18 protein-coding genes are annotated in these 16,341 nt (G+C 48.1%); 15 read left to right on the top strand and 3 right to left on the bottom strand.

Annotated elements, in window-relative coordinates:
* Nucleotides 1-60: 60 nt before the first annotated feature.
* Entirely contained in the window at nt 61-534 is a 474-nt protein-coding gene (locus tag DCMF_RS27245; protein WP_148137355.1) for a GNAT family N-acetyltransferase, read from the bottom strand.
* A 294-nt stretch (nt 535-828) separates the two neighbouring features.
* On the opposite strand from DCMF_RS27245, the gene DCMF_RS27250 reads away from it, so the two are divergent.
* The 6 genes from DCMF_RS27250 to asnB all read left to right on the top strand — a co-directional run bounded on the left by DCMF_RS27250 (nt 829) and on the right by asnB (nt 6,216).
* Nucleotides 829-1,260 (top strand): RrF2 family transcriptional regulator, encoded by a 432-nt coding sequence (locus DCMF_RS27250; RefSeq protein ID WP_148137356.1) that lies wholly within the window; start codon nt 829-831, stop codon nt 1,258-1,260.
* A gap of 71 nt (nt 1,261-1,331) precedes the next feature.
* Complete coding sequence (gene metA / locus DCMF_RS27255) at nt 1,332-2,252, top strand: homoserine O-acetyltransferase MetA (protein ID WP_148137357.1); 921 nt, start codon at nt 1,332-1,334, stop codon at nt 2,250-2,252.
* A 57-nt stretch (nt 2,253-2,309) separates the two neighbouring features.
* Nucleotides 2,310-2,540, top strand: coding sequence for a sulfurtransferase TusA family protein (locus tag DCMF_RS27260; protein WP_148137358.1), 231 nt, complete (start codon nt 2,310-2,312; stop codon nt 2,538-2,540).
* Nucleotides 2,541-2,615: 75 nt separating this feature from the next.
* Complete coding sequence (nifS, locus tag DCMF_RS27265; protein ID WP_148137359.1) at nt 2,616-3,785, top strand: cysteine desulfurase NifS; 1,170 nt, start codon at nt 2,616-2,618, stop codon at nt 3,783-3,785.
* A gap of 32 nt (nt 3,786-3,817) precedes the next feature.
* Nucleotides 3,818-4,195, top strand: coding sequence for a Fe-S cluster assembly scaffold protein NifU (gene nifU, locus DCMF_RS27270; RefSeq protein WP_148137360.1), 378 nt, complete (start codon nt 3,818-3,820; stop codon nt 4,193-4,195).
* A 173-nt stretch (nt 4,196-4,368) separates the two neighbouring features.
* On the top strand, nt 4,369-6,216 hold the full coding sequence (gene asnB, locus DCMF_RS27275; protein ID WP_148137361.1) for an asparagine synthase (glutamine-hydrolyzing): 1,848 nt from the start codon (nt 4,369-4,371) through the stop codon (nt 6,214-6,216).
* Nucleotides 6,217-6,275: 59 nt separating this feature from the next.
* Here asnB and DCMF_RS27280 read toward each other — a convergent pair whose 3' ends face one another.
* Together DCMF_RS27280 and DCMF_RS27285 are read right to left on the bottom strand one after the other, a co-directional pair.
* Nucleotides 6,276-7,388: a response regulator transcription factor gene (locus DCMF_RS27280; protein ID WP_214658945.1), complete on the bottom strand. Its 1,113-nt coding sequence runs from the start codon at nt 7,386-7,388 to the stop codon at nt 6,276-6,278.
* Nucleotides 7,385-8,638, bottom strand: coding sequence for a sensor histidine kinase (locus tag DCMF_RS27285; RefSeq protein ID WP_214658946.1), 1,254 nt, complete (start codon nt 8,636-8,638; stop codon nt 7,385-7,387). Before DCMF_RS27285 ends, DCMF_RS27280 begins: the two co-directional genes overlap by 4 nt.
* 408 nt (nt 8,639-9,046) lie before the next feature.
* Between DCMF_RS27285 and DCMF_RS27290 the strand changes: the two genes are divergently transcribed.
* The 9 genes from DCMF_RS27290 (at nt 9,047) to DCMF_RS27330 (ending at nt 16,300) form a co-directional block, all read left to right on the top strand.
* Entirely contained in the window at nt 9,047-9,388 is a 342-nt protein-coding gene (locus tag DCMF_RS27290) for a BMC domain-containing protein (RefSeq protein WP_148137364.1), read from the top strand.
* Between the two features lie 10 nt (nt 9,389-9,398).
* On the top strand, nt 9,399-9,815 hold the full coding sequence (locus tag DCMF_RS27295) for a EutP/PduV family microcompartment system protein (protein ID WP_214658948.1): 417 nt from the start codon (nt 9,399-9,401) through the stop codon (nt 9,813-9,815).
* A 125-nt stretch (nt 9,816-9,940) separates the two neighbouring features.
* Complete coding sequence (gene pduA, locus DCMF_RS27300) at nt 9,941-10,219, top strand: propanediol utilization microcompartment protein PduA (protein ID WP_148137366.1); 279 nt, start codon at nt 9,941-9,943, stop codon at nt 10,217-10,219.
* Between the two features lie 36 nt (nt 10,220-10,255).
* A complete protein-coding gene (gene pduB, locus DCMF_RS27305; RefSeq protein ID WP_148137367.1) occupies nt 10,256-11,059 on the top strand; it encodes a propanediol utilization microcompartment protein PduB in 804 nt (267 codons plus the stop codon).
* Nucleotides 11,060-11,085: 26 nt separating this feature from the next.
* A complete protein-coding gene (locus DCMF_RS27310; protein ID WP_148137368.1) occupies nt 11,086-12,780 on the top strand; it encodes a propanediol/glycerol family dehydratase large subunit in 1,695 nt (564 codons plus the stop codon).
* A 30-nt stretch (nt 12,781-12,810) separates the two neighbouring features.
* Nucleotides 12,811-13,467 carry a propanediol/glycerol family dehydratase medium subunit gene (locus DCMF_RS27315; protein WP_148137369.1) on the top strand — a complete coding sequence of 219 codons (657 nt, stop codon included), beginning with the start codon at nt 12,811-12,813 and terminating at the stop codon, nt 13,465-13,467.
* Between the two features lie 17 nt (nt 13,468-13,484).
* Nucleotides 13,485-13,994, top strand: coding sequence for a diol dehydratase small subunit (locus DCMF_RS27320; RefSeq protein ID WP_148137370.1), 510 nt, complete (start codon nt 13,485-13,487; stop codon nt 13,992-13,994).
* Nucleotides 13,995-14,066: 72 nt separating this feature from the next.
* Entirely contained in the window at nt 14,067-15,902 is a 1,836-nt protein-coding gene (locus DCMF_RS27325; RefSeq protein ID WP_148137371.1) for a diol dehydratase reactivase subunit alpha, read from the top strand.
* Entirely contained in the window at nt 15,899-16,300 is a 402-nt protein-coding gene (locus tag DCMF_RS27330) for a glycerol dehydratase reactivase beta/small subunit family protein (protein ID WP_148137372.1), read from the top strand. Before DCMF_RS27325 ends, DCMF_RS27330 begins: the two co-directional genes overlap by 4 nt.
* Nucleotides 16,301-16,341 lie beyond the last annotated feature (41 nt).

Consider the following 16,341-nt stretch of genomic DNA (forward strand, 5'->3'; position numbering starts at 1 on the left):
TAGTCCGGATTCGTCCGGACTGTTTTTTTATTGCTCTGGCAAAAGAAATGATGCCGCACATTAGACAGAGCGAAACCGATAGCGCATTTCGCCCTCCACCGGCTGAAACCCAAATTTACTGTAGAGTCTTTTGCCTTCTTCGGTAGCAGTAAGAGTTACTCTTAGATAACCGAGGCTTTGGGTATGAGACATGATTTTTTCCAATAATTTGAATCCGACACCTTTTTGACGATACGCCGGTAAAATATACATGCCTGTTAATACGGCAGATCTACCTGTGGGATTGTGAGGGGTTGGACAATCGTAATAACAAGAAACAACGGCTGTTCCAACAGCTGTTTCATCATCTAGGGCAATAAAGCTGTAGCAAGAGCCATTTGGAAAATTCGATGCATAATAGTTTCTCAATGCATTCTCAAATTCATCCCAATCATAATACCCCGCGGTATGCGCATACTCTTTATGCAGCCGCATGGTTAAGGCAGTAATGTTATTGATATCATCTGTACCGGCTTGTTTTATCAAAACATTCATTTTTCTTCTCCTATTCGTTTCCCTGTATGATCTGGCTCCAACTTCAGAAAGGGCAGATTCTCTTTTCTTTTCCTATAAGATATCATATTTATATTTCTTTTTTAAAGGAATTTCGCCATGAGCAGGGAATAAAATACAAGCCTTGGTACCAAAATACCCAAGTCCATGAAATATTCATAAAAAATTTTTAAAATAGTATTGACAAAGGTTCGTAAAAAGAGGTATATATTGTGTATAAATATAATAGAGTTACTAGGGATTGATGCTTTCTCTTGGCGATTGTGAGGTGAAAAAGTGAACATATCCACAAAAGGCCGCTATGGGTTAAGAGCTATTTTAGATATGGCGATTAACCAGGAAAATCAGCCCATTTCCTTGAACAGCATTGCTGAACGGCAAGGCTTGTCCGAAGGTTATTTGGAACAATTAATGATCCCTTTGAAAAGGGCGGGATTGGTCAGAAGCGTTCGAGGCGCTCAAGGTGGGTATATTTTGGTAAAGCATCCTAAAGACATCACCGTTGGTGATGTGGTTCGGGCGCTGGAGGGGCCCATCGCTCCGGTAGCATGTGTCAGTGAACACTATCCCGAAGAATGTGAACGGGCCGACTCTTGCGTGACGAGAGTTGTTTGGGAGAAAGTGAGAGACTCGATGGCAGAGGCCCTGGATTCCTTTACCTTAGAAGACCTGGTAAATGAATCACTGAAAATGAGAGCAAAAACATAAAATCCCAAATTTAACACTAGTCTTACAGAAATGAATGGATATTTAATAGCTGCATGGGAGGAAACATAAAAATGCCGGTAGTTATTCCAAATGATTTGCCCGCTCGGGACACTTTAACACGGGAACATATATTTTTTATGGATGAAAGCCAAGCTTCACATCAGGATATTCGCCCTTTGGAAATTGCCATCGTTAATTTGATGCCGACGAAAATTGTTACGGAAACCCAGCTGATTCGACTGTTGGGAAATACCCCGCTGCAAGTAAAGATCAAACTGATCAGTACCGAAACCTATAAATCGAAAAATACCCCGGAAGAACACCTACTTAGTTTTTACAACAGTCTCAGCGATATTCGGGATCTCACCTTCGACGGCATGATTATCACCGGTGCGCCGGTAGAAACAATGAACTTCGAAGAGGTTGATTATTGGGAAGAACTAACCCAGATCATGGAATATTCCAAATCCCATGTGACATCAACTTTACACATTTGCTGGGGAGCCCAGGCCGGGCTTTATTACCACTATGGCATACCGAAATACCTGCTGCCGGAAAAAATATTCGGTGTGTTTCCCCATCGGGTCTGTATCCAGGGAAGCTACTTATTAAGAGGATTTGATGATATTTTTTATGTTCCTCAATCCCGGCATACGGAAGTAAGGCGGGAGGACATCGAGAAAGTTCCCGGACTGGAGATTTTAGCGGAGTCGGATCAGGCAGGGGTCTTTCTAGTGGAGGCCAAAGAGGGACGGCAGATTTTTGCCACCGGTCATGCGGAATATGATCCCCTCACGCTAAAGATGGAATATATGAGGGATGTAAACCTGGGGTTGAAGATTAAAATGCCGGAAAACTATTTTACGGAAAATGACTCGAAGGGAGAACCTATCGTAAGGTGGCGGGGGCACGCCAACCTGTTGTATTATAACTGGTTGAATTATGTCTATCAGGCAACCCCCTATGATCTTAATGAGATAAAAGGATGGTAAGATAGAGAGGCTGAGCAGACCTGGCTTTTATCATCTATAGAAGGGAGCGATGTAAGCTTGAACCCGGACAAATCCCTGGATTTAAGAGGTGTGTCCTGTCCAGTGAACTATGTGAAAGCAAAACTGGCTCTTGAGGATTTGGAGGAAGGCCAAGTATTGGAAGTAATTTTGGATCAAGGTGAACCGATCATGAGTGTTCCGGAAAGTATCAAAGAAGAGGGCCATAAAATCTTAAATATCGAGCCGGAAGATCATTGGTTTCGATTATTTATTCAAAAAATAGAGTAGTTTAAATAGGATGGTTGTTTTACAGGTGTATTGTAACAGGAGAAGTGGCAAAATAAACGTTAAGGAGTGAAAGCAATGAAACGAATATACATGGATCATGGAGCAACGACCCCCCTTCATCCTGAAGTGATATCCGTGATGTCTGATGTGATGAAAGAAGTTTTTGGAAATCCGTCCAGTTTACATTATTTTGGCCGGGAAGCGAAAAAGTATGTGGATGAGGCCCGGCAAAAAGTAGCCGATTTAATTGGGGCGAAGTTTGAGGAAATCTATTTTACCGGGGGGGGAACGGAGGCGGATAATATTGCTGTCTTTGGCACCCTTTACGCAAACAGCAAAAAAGGCCGGCACATTATTACCTCTTCCGTGGAGCACCATGCGGTTCTGGACAGCTGCATCCAACTGGCCAAAGCGGGATATGATGTTACTTTTTTGCCGGTAGATCAGTATGGTATGGTTGACCCGGACCAGGTGAAAAAAGAAATTCGCAAAGACACCGTCTTAATCAGCGTGATGCATGCCAATAATGAAAACGGGACCATTGAACCTGTGGAAGAAATCAGCGAGATCGCCAAAGAACATGGGGTTTTCTTCCATACGGACTGTGTCCAAACGGTGGGAAAAATACCGGTAAATGTAGATGACTTAGGTGCCGACCTGCTTACTCTTTCCGCGCATAAGATTTATGGGCCGAAAGGAATTGGCGCCCTTTACAAGCGAAAAGGCGTCCGGGTGTCACCACTGATCCATGGTGGGGGTCAGGAGAAAAAGCTGCGCTCCGGCACGGAAAATACCTTGGGCATTATCGGTTTTGGGAAAGCGGCTGAGCTGGCCGCCCGGGATTTGGAAACCGACAATATTCGGGTTAAGCAATTAAGAGACAAGTTGATCCAGGGGGTTATGGAAAAGATTTCCGACGTCAGGCTAAACGGACATCCGGAAAAACGCCTGCCCCATAATGCCCATTTTAGCTTTGCCTATGTGGAAGGAGAATCTTTGTTATTGAGCCTGGACATGAAAGGAGTTGCCATTTCCTCCGGGTCAGCGTGCAGTTCCCGTTCCCTCCAGCCTTCCCATGTACTGGTGGCGACAGGTCTGCCCCAGGAACTGGTTCATGGATCCATCCGTATTACCTTAGGCAGGGACAATACGGAAGAGGACATTGATTATGTTTTAAATGTACTGCCGGAAATTGTGGCCCGTTTCCGCAGTTTCTCTCCTTTAGCGCAAAAGAAAACGGTTTGATCCCATATTTTTAATGAGAGGAGTAAAGTGTTATGTATAATCAAACGGTGATGGACCACTTCGAAAACCCCCGGAACGTAGGGGAAATTCCTGATGCTAGTGGAGTAGGTGAAGTAGGTAATATAACCTGCGGGGATATTCTCCGGGTATATATTAAAGTGAATGAAGGAAAACTGGAAGATGTCAAATATATGACTTTTGGCTGCGGAGCCGCCGTGGCCAGCGGCAGCATGATGACGGAACTGGCCAAAGGCAAAACGATTGACGAGGCCATGGAGATTACCAATAATTCTGTTGCCGAAGCGCTGAATGGCCTGCCTCCCCAGAAAAAACACTGCTCTAATTTGGCGGCGGATGCCCTGCATAAAGCCATTGAAGATTGGCAGAAAAAAAGCGCCGATAAAGAATAAGGTATCCGAATAAATTGCAGAAAAGCCCGGGAATCGCTCCCCGGGCTTTTTTCACGCACCAACAAAACCTTCTCCGCATATATTAAATCGAACTAAAGATTTAAGGGCAAGGGCGTCCTGTTCGCAAGCAAATTCTCTCAGGGCGCCTTATTATTGGGGAGGGTGAAAAATTCATGTGCGGAATTGTTGGGTGGATGGATTTTACAAGGGATCTTTCTGATCAGTATCAGGTGATTAGCTCCATGGCGGACACACTCATCCCCCGAGGGCCGGATGCCTCAGGATACTGGTTGTCTAAACACGTGGCCTTTGGGCACCGGCGGTTGGTTGTTGTTGACCCGGAAGGGGGAAAACAGCCCATGTCCCGCCAAAGAGGAGAATTCCTGTATGTCCTTGTTTATAACGGAGAATTGTATAATACGGAAGATATTCGCCAGGAGTTATTGTCCCGGGGTTATACCTTTCAGGGCTGGTCGGATACGGAAGTGCTCTTATGCTCCTATCTGGAGTGGGGAGAAACATGCGTGGAAAAATTTAACGGCATTTTTGCCTTTGCCATCTGGGATGAAAACAAGCAGCATTTGTTTTTGGCCCGGGACCGGATCGGGGTAAAACCCTTATTTTACAGTGAACAGGGCCCGTCCTTTTTCTTTGCCTCGGAAATAAAAGCTATTTTAGCCCACCCGAAAGTTTTTCCTAAAATAAACCGGGAAGGGCTGGCGGAAATATTCGTCATGGGGCCGGCAAGGACGCCGGGGCACGGTGTGTTCAGCGGCATATCGGAATTAAAGCCGGGATACAGCATGATCGTAAACCGCCAGGGGATCCGGGTGAACCAATACTGGTCTCTGGAAAGCCGCCCCCATGAAGAAGATGTAGACACAACAGTAGCCACTGTCCGGGAACTGGTCTTCGACGCCATCAAACGCCAGTTGGTGTCTGATGTGCCCCTTTGTACCCTGCTTTCCGGCGGATTGGATTCCAGTGCCATTACCATGGTGGCGGCAGAAGTATATCGAAAGGAAGGGAAAGATCCCATCAGAACCTTCTCCATCGATTATGTGGGGAATGATAAATATTTTTCTGTGAACGAGTTTCAGCCCAATGCCGATGCTCCCTGGGTAAAAGTCGTTTCCGACTTTTTAGGGACCAATCATTCCTATTGTTTTATCGATACCCCCCAGTTAGCGAACTCTTTGATTCCCGCTGTGCTGGCCCGGGATTTGCCCGGGATGACGGATGTTGACTCTTCTCTCTACCTCTTTAGCTGTGAGGTAAAAAAACTGGCTACCGTGGGACTGTCGGGAGAATGTGCCGATGAAGTGTTTGGAGGATATCCCTGGTTTTTCCGGCGGGATGAAACTAATCTAGATACATTTCCCTGGGTGCGCAGGTTAGCGGAGCGTACCCGCCTTTTTTCGGGGGAATTGCTGAACTTGATCAAACCCCAAGAATATATGGCGGAACGCTACCGGGAGGCATTAAACGAGGTTCCCCGTTTCGCCGGAGATGCTGCGGAGGAGGCCCGGATGCGGGAAATGTTTTACTTAAACCTGACCCGGTGGATGCCCACCCTGTTGGACCGTAAGGACCGCATGAGTATGGCTACCGGATTGGAATTGCGGGTGCCCTTTTGTGATCATCGCTTAGTGGAATATGTCTGGAATATTCCCTGGGAAATGAAAACTTACGGAAATCGGGAAAAGGGTTTGCTCAGGCAGGCTTTAAAGGGCACTCTTCCCGAAGATGTACTGTGGAGAAAAAAGAGTCCTTTTCCGAAAACCCATAACCCCGCCTATTTGGAGGTAATGCGCGCCTGGATGCTCCGGGTTTTGGAGGATAAATCCTCGCCTCTACTCCCCTTGATCAATACCCAGGCGGTAAGAGATTTGGCTTTGTCTGCCCGGACAGACATGAATATGCCCTGGTTCGGTCAATTGATGAATGTGCCTCAATTATTCGCTTTTTTGATTCAGGTGGATTACTGGTTAAGGGAATATAAAGTCAGTATTGAAGCGTAAAAATTATCCAGCTTGATATTAATTTAGGGAACCGGAGAGGTTCCCTTTTTATATAAAAATTAAATATTTTTCTGTTCGTAATTTTTATTGCTCAATCGGTATGCACTGGGGCTTACACCTAACCGGTTCTTAAAAAGCCGGCTAAATGAATTTACCTCTGCATAGCCTATTTTTTTTGCAATTGATGCCACGGTATCGTTGCTGGTCAGTAAAGCCAGACGGGCTTTTTCCAGGCGCAGTTCAATGAGATAGTCGACAAAATTAACACTTGTCTTTTCTTTGAAAAGCCGGCTGAAATAAAAAGGGCTTAAATGGATTTCTTTTGCCACGGTTTCCAGGGTAATGTTTTTATGAGAATTTTTTTCCATAAAATCTTTCGCCCGGGAAATTAACTCATATCCCGGATCAAAGGAATAGTGACAAAAAACTTTTAAACAATTTTCGATAAATTCTTTTAGGCATGCTTCCATATTGTTTAAGGTTTGAGCCGCAGTCATACCGTTGATAAAAGAACGGTGGGCCAGGGCCAAGGCCTCGGGGGTATTACATTCTATAGTTGGTGAATGGAGAATGGCTGTTGCTAATTCCATGGAACAGGAACGGGTGAGATGTATATTACCCTTCGTTGCCGTTTTCAGTTCTTGCCAAAAATTAGCCAGGGATTCACGTGCCGTTTCGATTTCGCCGGACTGTACTTGCTGAGTAAGCTTTTCATATGGCAGCTCATTTCTTTCTCCAGCTGAGACAAAGAATGGAGCATTCTGCGCTATTTCATGATCCTTGGATGAGGAGGAACTTTTTTGGAGATCTTCACAGAGCTTGTCTATCACATGAAGGATTTCTTGGGGCCGGGCCGGTTTAAGCAGGTAGTCGCTTGCCCCCATTTTTAATGCCTTAAGCACAAAATCGAACTCATCAAATGCTGTGATGATCACGATCTTCAGGGCAGGATCCATCTCCTTTAAGAGCTTGGTCGTCAATAGCCCGTCGATTCCAGGCATTTTAATGTCCACAAAAGCGATATGGGGTTTTGTTTTTTGGGCCAGTTCGATCCCCATATGTCCGGATAAGCCTTGGCCGATATACTGTACTTTCGGCCGTTCTTTGGCAAATAAAAAGTGAATGGTTTCCCCTTCCAAGGGGTCGTCGTCTACCACCATAACCTTAATCATTTGTATCCCACCTTTTGAGGCTGAGCAGGCAAAGAAAGAAAAATCCGGGTTCCTTTGCCCAGTTTGCTTTTTAAATCCCATTGGAAATCAGCGCCAAAATAATAGTGCAATCGCTTAAAAACGTTGCCCATACCCAATCCTGTGAGATTATTACGCCTGGAAGTGGGAGATTTTAAGTTTAAGATTTCCTCCACCACTTCGGGAGGAATGCCCAGGCCGTCGTCGATGATTTCCAAATGGATGACATTATTCTGTTTGGTCGCTTTGATGGTGAGAGAACCTCCTTCTTCTTTCGGTTCCAGGCCGTGCACAAGGGCATTTTCCACCAGGGGCTGCAGCGTGAAAAGGGGAATCGCCGTGTCAAGACAGCTTTTGTCTACATCAATCTTGATTTTAATGCGGTCACGCATATAGTTTTCCTTGATGAACAGGTAGTTTTTGATGTAGGCCAGTTCTTCCGCTAAGGTGGCAGACTGGCCGATTTTATGCAGGCTCCCCCGTAAAAGCTCCGCCAGGGCAAAAACAATTTCCGAGGTTTTCGTGGCCCCTTCCAAAAGAGCCTGCCGGCTAATCGTGTTCAGGGTATTGAAAAGGAAGTGGGGGTTAATTTGTGATTGCAGGGCTTTCAGTTCTGCTTCTTTTAAGGCTTTCTCCAGATCTGCTCTCGCCCTTGTTTCCTCCAAAAGGCGCATATTTTGGCTATTTAGTTGTTGCTGCACGATGCTCATCACACCTTTTTCCGCAATATAGTTGGCGATGACAAAGAGGAGTTGAGCGGAGGCCTCTACTTTTTTCAGGGAGATTAATTTAATGTTGTTGTACAGTTCTTCTAATTCGGGATAATCTTTCATGTTTATTTTCGGTTTGGTGATCCACTCCAGCCTATCCAGTATTTCTTCTTCTACCAAAACCTGTCCGGTCATAATACATCCCAGGTATTGAGAGTTAACGACAATAGGTGCCGTCACATCTATCAACCCCATGTGGCAGCGATAAATAAATGGTTGGCCGGAACGTACGGCCTCAATCCCCGCATAGGCATCGGATTTTTCGCATCCGGAACAGCCGGCGACAATCTGTCGCACCCTGCTGCAAAAAGCGTTGAAATTACTATATTGCGTCACCGGTTTACCTTGGTAGTCAACGATAATAGCAGCTAATCCCGTGGCCTCCGAGAAACGGTCTTGAATCTCTTGGAGCATATTGATGTCAACTACTTCCTTCAGGTGAAAAATATGCTTGGTGGTCATGTCACATTTTCCCCCTCTATTCATTTTTTATCAGGTAAAAAACGGATCAGCCAAAAAAGAATAAGAAAATTCAGAGCAATAAATGATTCCCCATATTTTTATAAATTCCTGCCACCGACAAAAGAAGTGCAATAAATGATAGGAAGTGCGCAAGGAAAGACCACCCTATTCCATTTTTACTTTCCGGGAGCAATAAATGCTTGTATAGGTAAAAAAATGAGGAGTCTTGATCATTCTGCAGCGTTGAATTAATAGCAAAAGGTGCTGCGGTTAGAGCAATTCTTACCACAGGGCTACGGTACATTTTGCCGAAAAATTAAGGCATTCAAGAAAACTACTCCGGAACGAGAAAGATATCATTTTCGTAAATGGGTATTCATTCAAATTATGGGACAGGAGGAAGGGGCCTTGGCTGAGGATAAACCACGCGTGATTCAAGAGTATGTGCCGGGGAAACAGGTGACGCTGTGCCATCTGATTTCCCATCCGGATGGGAAGCTTTCCGAAAAATTAGGCCTGACGGAGAAGGCGCCTATTGGTGTGATGACCATTACGCCCAGTGAAGCGGCCATTATTGCGGCAGACTGCACGGTCAAAGCAGCCCCGGTAGACATCGTTTTTGTGGACCGGTTTACCGGATCTCTGGTGGTTACCGGCCCGGTCAGTGCTCTGGAAGTTGCCTTGAAGGAAGCCAATACTTATTTAGCCCTTTCATTAGGTTTCCAAAAGGCCGAGATTACCCGTTCCTAACATGCGACTAATGCTGATTGGCCCGACCGGAGCAGGTAAAACCACCCTTTCTCATGCTTTAACCGGGAGCACTGATCAAGCCCGGAAGACCCAGATGATTCATTTTGTAGGCGATTTCATGGACACACCCGGTGAATATTTAGAGATACCCCGTTTTTACCGGGCCCTGTTAGTAAGTGCCCAACAAGCCGACAGGATCCTGCTGGTTGTGGCAGCCGATAAACCGGAGCTCCAGTTACCGCATGGTTTTGCCCAGGCCTTTTCCCGCCCGGTGATCGGAGTAATTAACAAGATCGATCGGGTAGGTTGCGATCTCCCATCTGCTTATACGATATTGGGGGAAACAGGAGTAAAAGAACCCTATTTTCCTGTGTCGGCCGCTACGGGCCAAGGGCTGACCGGGTTGAAGATTTATTTAGGCCTTTAGAGCCTGGAGCAATGGAAGAATGGTAAGGAGGTGAAAAATTAAAAGGAGTATTCAGCGTGGTACCGGTGGAAAGTGGTATGTCGAGTTACGATGGGGTCGACAAACATTAAAAGGAGGAAAAGAAAATGTCTCAAGAAGCCTTAGGATTAGTGGAAACTCGTGGTTTGGTAGGAGCAATTGAGGCAGCGGATGCTATGGCAAAAGCTGCCAATGTAACGCTGACCGGATATGAGAAGATCGGGTCAGGGCTGGTCACGGTAATGGTGCGGGGAGATGTGGGTGCGGTGAAAGCGGCTACGGACGCCGGTGCCGCTGCCGCCCAAAAGGTTGGTGAGGTCGTATCCATTCATGTGATTCCCCGGCCTCATACAGATACGGAAAAAATACTTCCGAAAACCACCTAAACAAATGGAAACACGTGAATCCCGGTTTTGAAAATAATGGAGGTGGATATTGTGCAAGAGGAACAGATCATTAAAAGAGTGATGGATGAGGTGCAAAAGAAAATGCAGGGCAATGATGCCCCCGTTCCTGATTTAAGTACCTTTAAATGCGGCATGACGGAATTTGTGGGCACTGCCTTTGGAGATACCATCGGCCTGGTGATCGCCAATGTGGATGATGTGCTCCGGGAGCGGCTGGGCATTGATCCGAAGTTCCGGTCTTTGGGCATTATTGGGTCCAGAACCGGCGCCGGGCCCCAGATCATGGCGGCGGACGAGGCCGTGAAAGCGAGCAATACGGAACTGTTGAAGTTTGAGCTGCCCCGGGATACCAAGGGACATGCAGGACACGGCACCTTAGCCATATTTGGGGCGGAGGAAGTCTCCGATGCCCGGCGGGCCGTGGAGATTACCTTAAACGCTTTAAGCTGGACTTTCGGGGACATTCACATGAATGATGCGGGTAACTTCTGTGAATTACAGTATACCGCCCGGGCCAGTTATGCCCTGAATAAATTCTTCTGTGCTCCCTTGGGTAAAGCCTGGGGGCTGATTGTGGGGTGCCCGGCAGGCTTGGGCGTGGTGATGGCGGATACGGCCGTTAAAGCTGCTAACGTGGAAATTGTTATGCATGCCTCCCCGGCCTATAATACCTCCCACTCCAATGAATTTATGATTATGATTACCGGTGACTCGGGCGCGGTGAAACAAGCGGTGATTGCGGGCAGGGAAACGGCTTTGAAATTGCTCCCCGCCCTGGGTGGTATCCCCAAGTCACTGCAGACGCCTTATATTCGTTAACAATACGAGAAAGGATGTGATTCTACGTGGCATATGAAGGAAAAGCTTTTAAAACCAAGAGATTCCAGGCCCTGGCGGAGAGGGAAGTGAATAAGCACACCTATTTAAAGGAATGGCCGGAAAAAGGGATCACGGCCAACAAGGGGATCAATGATCCGAAACCCAGCATTAAAATAGAAAACGGCCTAGTCGTAGAAATGGACGGCATGAAACGCCAAGATTTTGACATGATTGATCAGTTTATTGCCGACTATTACATCGACAAGTCGGTGGTTGAGGAAGCCATGGCCATGGACTCCTTAAAAATTGCCCGCATGATCGTGGACATTTGTGTACCACGCCAAGCCGTCATTAGACTTGCCAAGGGGTTCACCCCCGCTAAATTTGTCGAGGTGGCCAATTATCTTGATGAATGCGAAATTATCATGGGCATTCACAAAATGCGCGCGCGCAGACGTCCGGGGATTCAATGCCATACCACCAATGAAAAGGATAATCCGGTGCAAATGGCGGCGGACACTGCGGAAAACCGGCTGCGGGGATTTGATGAATCAGAAACCACCACCGGTGTGGCGCCGATCGCTCCTTTAAATGCCATCGCCTGCCTGATCGGCGGCCAGACGCCGAAGGTGGGTTTGTTGACCCAGTGCGCCGTGGAAGAAGCTTTGGAACTGGATCTGGGCATGCGCGGTTTAACAACTTATGCGGAAACGGTTTCCGTGTACGGGACGGAAAGAGTATTCGCGGACGGGGATGATACACCCTGGTCCAAGGCCTTCCTTGCGGCCGGTTATGCCTCCCGGGGCATCAAGCTGCGCTTTACCTCCGGATCCGGCTCCGAAGTGCAGATGGGCTATGCGGAAGGCAGATCCATGCTTTACCTGGAAACGAAGTGCATCATGATTACCAAAGCCTGCGGGGTACAGGGACTGCAGAACGGATCGATCAGCTGCAACGGTATCGCCATGTGTGTACCGGGCGGGATGCGTTCCGTACATTCCGAGAACTTAATTACGGCCCTGTGCGATCTGGAGAACGCTTCCGGGTGCGATCAGATTTTCTCCCCGTCGGATCTGCGCCGGGCTGCCCGCACCTATCCTTTAATGTGGGCAGGAACGGATTTTATCTTTTCCGGTTATGGCGGGGTGCCCAATTATGATAATATGTTTGCCGGTGCAAACTTTGATGCCAATGACTTTGACGACTATTTAGTGGTGCAAAGAGACCTGATTGTCAACGGCGGACTCGTACCTGTAACAGAGGAAGAAACGATTGCCGTACGGAACAGGGCGGCCCGGGCCGTGCAAGCCGTGTTTACGGAAATGGGCTGGCCGGAAATTACCGATGGGGAAGTGGAAGCAGCCACCTATGCACACGGCAGCAAGAACATGCCGGAACGCAATATCCGGGAGGACATTAATGCCGCACAGGATTTAATGAAAAAAGGCGTGACAGGGGTAGATCTGATCAAGGCTTTAGCGAAACACGGATTTGAAGATATTGCGGAAAATGTTTTAACCATGATGAAACATAAAGTGGCGGGAGATTTTCTCCATACCTCCGCCATTGTCACCGGGGAAAATCAGGTTTTGGCCGCAGTGAATAATCTGAATGATTATGAAGGCCCGGGAACAGGATACCGCCTGGAAGAGGATCCGGAAACCTGGGAAAAGGTGCAAAGGATTCCCCAAGAAGTGGATCCCAAGACCTATGAGTCTTAATGAAATACTGATCGAAAGGGGTGTCGTGAAGTGGATATCAGCCCAAAATTAATAGAAGAAATTGTCGCCCAGGTGTTGGCGCAAATGGGCAATGGGGCGGCAGCCGGAAAAAATGGGGCCGGCCCGGACAGCGCCCAAGGAATGTCTCTTACTGACGTAGGAACAGCGAAACAAGGAACCAATCCCAAAGAAGTTGTCATCGGCATTGCTCCCGCTTTTGGGAAAAACATGCATTATACCATTAAAAGAATCCCCCATGCGATAGTCCTCCGGGAAATTATTGCGGGAATTGAGGAGGAAGGCTGCGTGGCGAGAGTCGTACGGGTGGAGCGCACCAGTGATGTCGGTTTTATCAGCAATTATGCCGCGAAACTGTCCGGCTCCGGAATTGGCATTGGTGTCCAATCCAAAGGAACAACAGTAATTACGCAAAAAGATTTGAACCCGTTAACCAATCTGGAATTGTTCCCTTTAGCGCCGCTGATCACGGAAGACCGCTACCGGGCCATCGGCCGCAATGCTGCCAAATACGCCAAAGGAGACAGTCCCATACCTGTCCCGGTTCAGCTTGATCAGACGGTTCTTCCTATCTATCAGCCCATTGCTGTGCTGCTCCATAATCGGGAAACAAGTGAGGTTTTAATCGATGGCGCGCATCGTGAGATCGCGTATAAATTTGCCAAATAAATTGGGGGTGATGATCCGTGGATGAGAAAAACATAGAATTATTAGTTCGTGAAGTTTTGCAGTCCCTGGGGGGGAATGCCCTGGCTCCATCGGCAGGAGAAAAAACAGGAGGGGATGGTCAAAAGCTGTCCGTAGAGGACTTCCCCCTTCAAGAAAAAAGACCTGAACTGATCAGGAGCAAGACCGGTAAAAAGATGGAGGAATTGACCCTGGAGGCGCTCATGAAGGGGCAGATCAATTTTGAGGATTTTCGCACAGACCCGGGTATTTTGGAATATCAGGCCCAAATCGCCGAGGCGGCGGGAAGACCCCAGTTGGCGCAAAATTTAAGGCGGGCCATGGAATTGACGGCTCTTCCCGATGAAGAAGTGCTTTCCCTGTACAATTCCCTCCGGCCTTACCGTTCTTCGAAAGCGCAATTATTAGGCTATGCGGAACATCTGGAAAAAACCTATCAGGCCATAGCCTGTGCTAAGTTATTCCGCGAGGCTGCTGAAGTCTATGAAAAACGCGGTATGCTGGCTTAGTGCTGTGATACGGAATGGTGCCCAGAGCAAGGCTTCAACCTTGCTCCGGGCCATTGATGAAGAGGTGAGAAGATGTTATTGGTGGCTGGCGTGGATATTGGCAACTCCACTACTGAGGTTGCCATCGCCCAAATTAACGGATCTAAACTGGAGTTTTATACCAGTGGGATAGAAAAGACCACCGGGGTGAAAGGAACCAAACGAAATATCCGGGGTATTGTCAATGCGTTAAATAACGCCTTAGAAAATACTCCCTACCAGATTAAAGACATTTCCCTGATTTTGCTCAACGAAGCAACACCGGTCATCGGTGATATCGCCATGGAGACGATCACGGAAACCGTGATTACCGAGTCTACCATCATCGGCCATAACCCATCCACACCGGGTGGCGTCGGCTTTGGGGTGGGGACCACTATTTCCTTTCAAGAATTGATGAGCCACCGGGGAAAGGAACCGGTGATTCCACTGATCAACGCCGGCTACGATTTCGCGGATGTGGCGGCGGAAATCAACCACAAGCTGGATCAGGGGATCAGAATTGTCGGCGTGATTGTCCAGAATGATGATGGAGTGTTGATCAGCAACCGTTTGAAAACCTCCATGCCCATCGTTGATGAAGTTAAATATATCGATAAAGTTCCCGTCCATATGCCGGCAGCGGTGGAAGTAGCGGAAAGCGGCAGGACGATTGAAACCTTGTCCAACCCCTTCGGTATCGCCACGGTATTTAACCTGGATCCGGAGGAAACCAAGCTGGTGGTGCCCCTATCACGGGCTTTGATCGGCAATCGATCGGCCGTCGTGATTAAGACGCCGCAAGGAGATGTGCACGCGCGCCGGATTCCGGCCGGAAAATTAATGATTCTGGGACAGCATCATAAAGCGGAAATCAATATCGAAGCCGGCGCGGATGAGATTATGTCTTCCGTAGAAAAAGTAAAGCCGGTCTTGGATGTGCGGGGTGAGCCGGGGACCAATGTAGGCGGCATGCTGGAGCGGGTCCGTGCCGTGATGAGCAAACTGACGGATCAGCCCATCGAAACCATGGCCATTCAGGATATCTTAGCCGTAGACACCTTTGCCCCTAAAGAAGTGCTGGGCGGGGTGGCGGGAGAATCCGCTTTGGAGAACGCCGTCGGCCTGGCTGCTATGGTGAAAACGAGCCGGCTGCCTATGCAGCAAATCGCGGCAGCATTAGAAAAAGAAATCGGCGTCAAAGTGCAAATTGAAGGCGTGGAAGCGAATATGGCTATTTTAGGCGCCTTAACCACACCGGGCAGCGCCAAACCTCTGGCGATCGTGGATATTGGCGGCGGTTCCAGCGATGCGGCCATTATCAACAGCCAGGATCAGGTCTTTTATACCCACTTGGCCGGTGCAGGGGATATGGTGACCATGTTGATCAAGGCCGAACTGGGGCTGGACAGCACCTTACTGGCCGAAGCCATTAAGTGTTCGCCTTTGGCTAAAGTGGAAAGCCTGTTTCATATGCGCATGGAAGATGGTTCGGTGAAGTTCTTTGATCAGCCCCTGGATCCCCATTTGTTCTCCCGGGTGGTGGTGCTGAATGGGAACACTATGGAACCGATCGAGACCGACCACTCTATGGAAAGAATCAGGACCGTGCGCCGGGAGGCGAAACGGCGGGTTTTTGTGACCAATGTGCTCCGGGCCTTAACCCGGATTGCGCCCAATGGAAATATCCGCCTCCTCGATTTTGTGGTCATCGTGGGTGGATCGGCGCTGGATTTTGAAATACCGGAAATGATCACGGAGGCGCTGGCGGAGTATAAAATCGTAGCGGGTCGGGCCAATGTGCGGGGAATGATGGGACCGAGAAATGCTGTGGCCACCGGCCTGGTACTTTCGTATTACCAGAATTTAAAAAATGGGAGTAATGGATGATGGCGGATTTAAACCAACAGGAAACCTTAAGCATCATTATTTGCCGGGAATTAGGAGATAACACCGGCGTGACGGTGGAACAGGTGCGGCAGGGCGTGGAGGAAGAACAAATGCCCTCCTGTGTGATCAGCGGTATCGGCAACAGTATGAATTTGGCCAGATTAGCTGCGGAGTCCTCCTCATTAGGGATCGGTGTAGGCATTGACAAGGATGGGATGATTACGCTTACCCATCACCGCATGCCCTTCAACCAGCCTGTGATGCAGGTTTCCACCCGGAACGATCCCGGTGTGGCCAGAATCATTGGCACCAATGCCGCACGGTTATTCAAGGGGCGGCCCTTTATGGACTGGCCTCATATCAAAACTTCTTTTCCGGAAGGGTTTTGGGAGTATTAGCGCGAGCCGGAGGCTTTTTGGCTAGTGATTAATCTTTGCTT

Source organism: Candidatus Formimonas warabiya, assembly GCF_002777255.1.
GTDB classification, from domain to species: Bacteria; Bacillota; Dehalobacteriia; order Dehalobacteriales; family Dehalobacteriaceae; genus Formimonas; species Formimonas warabiya.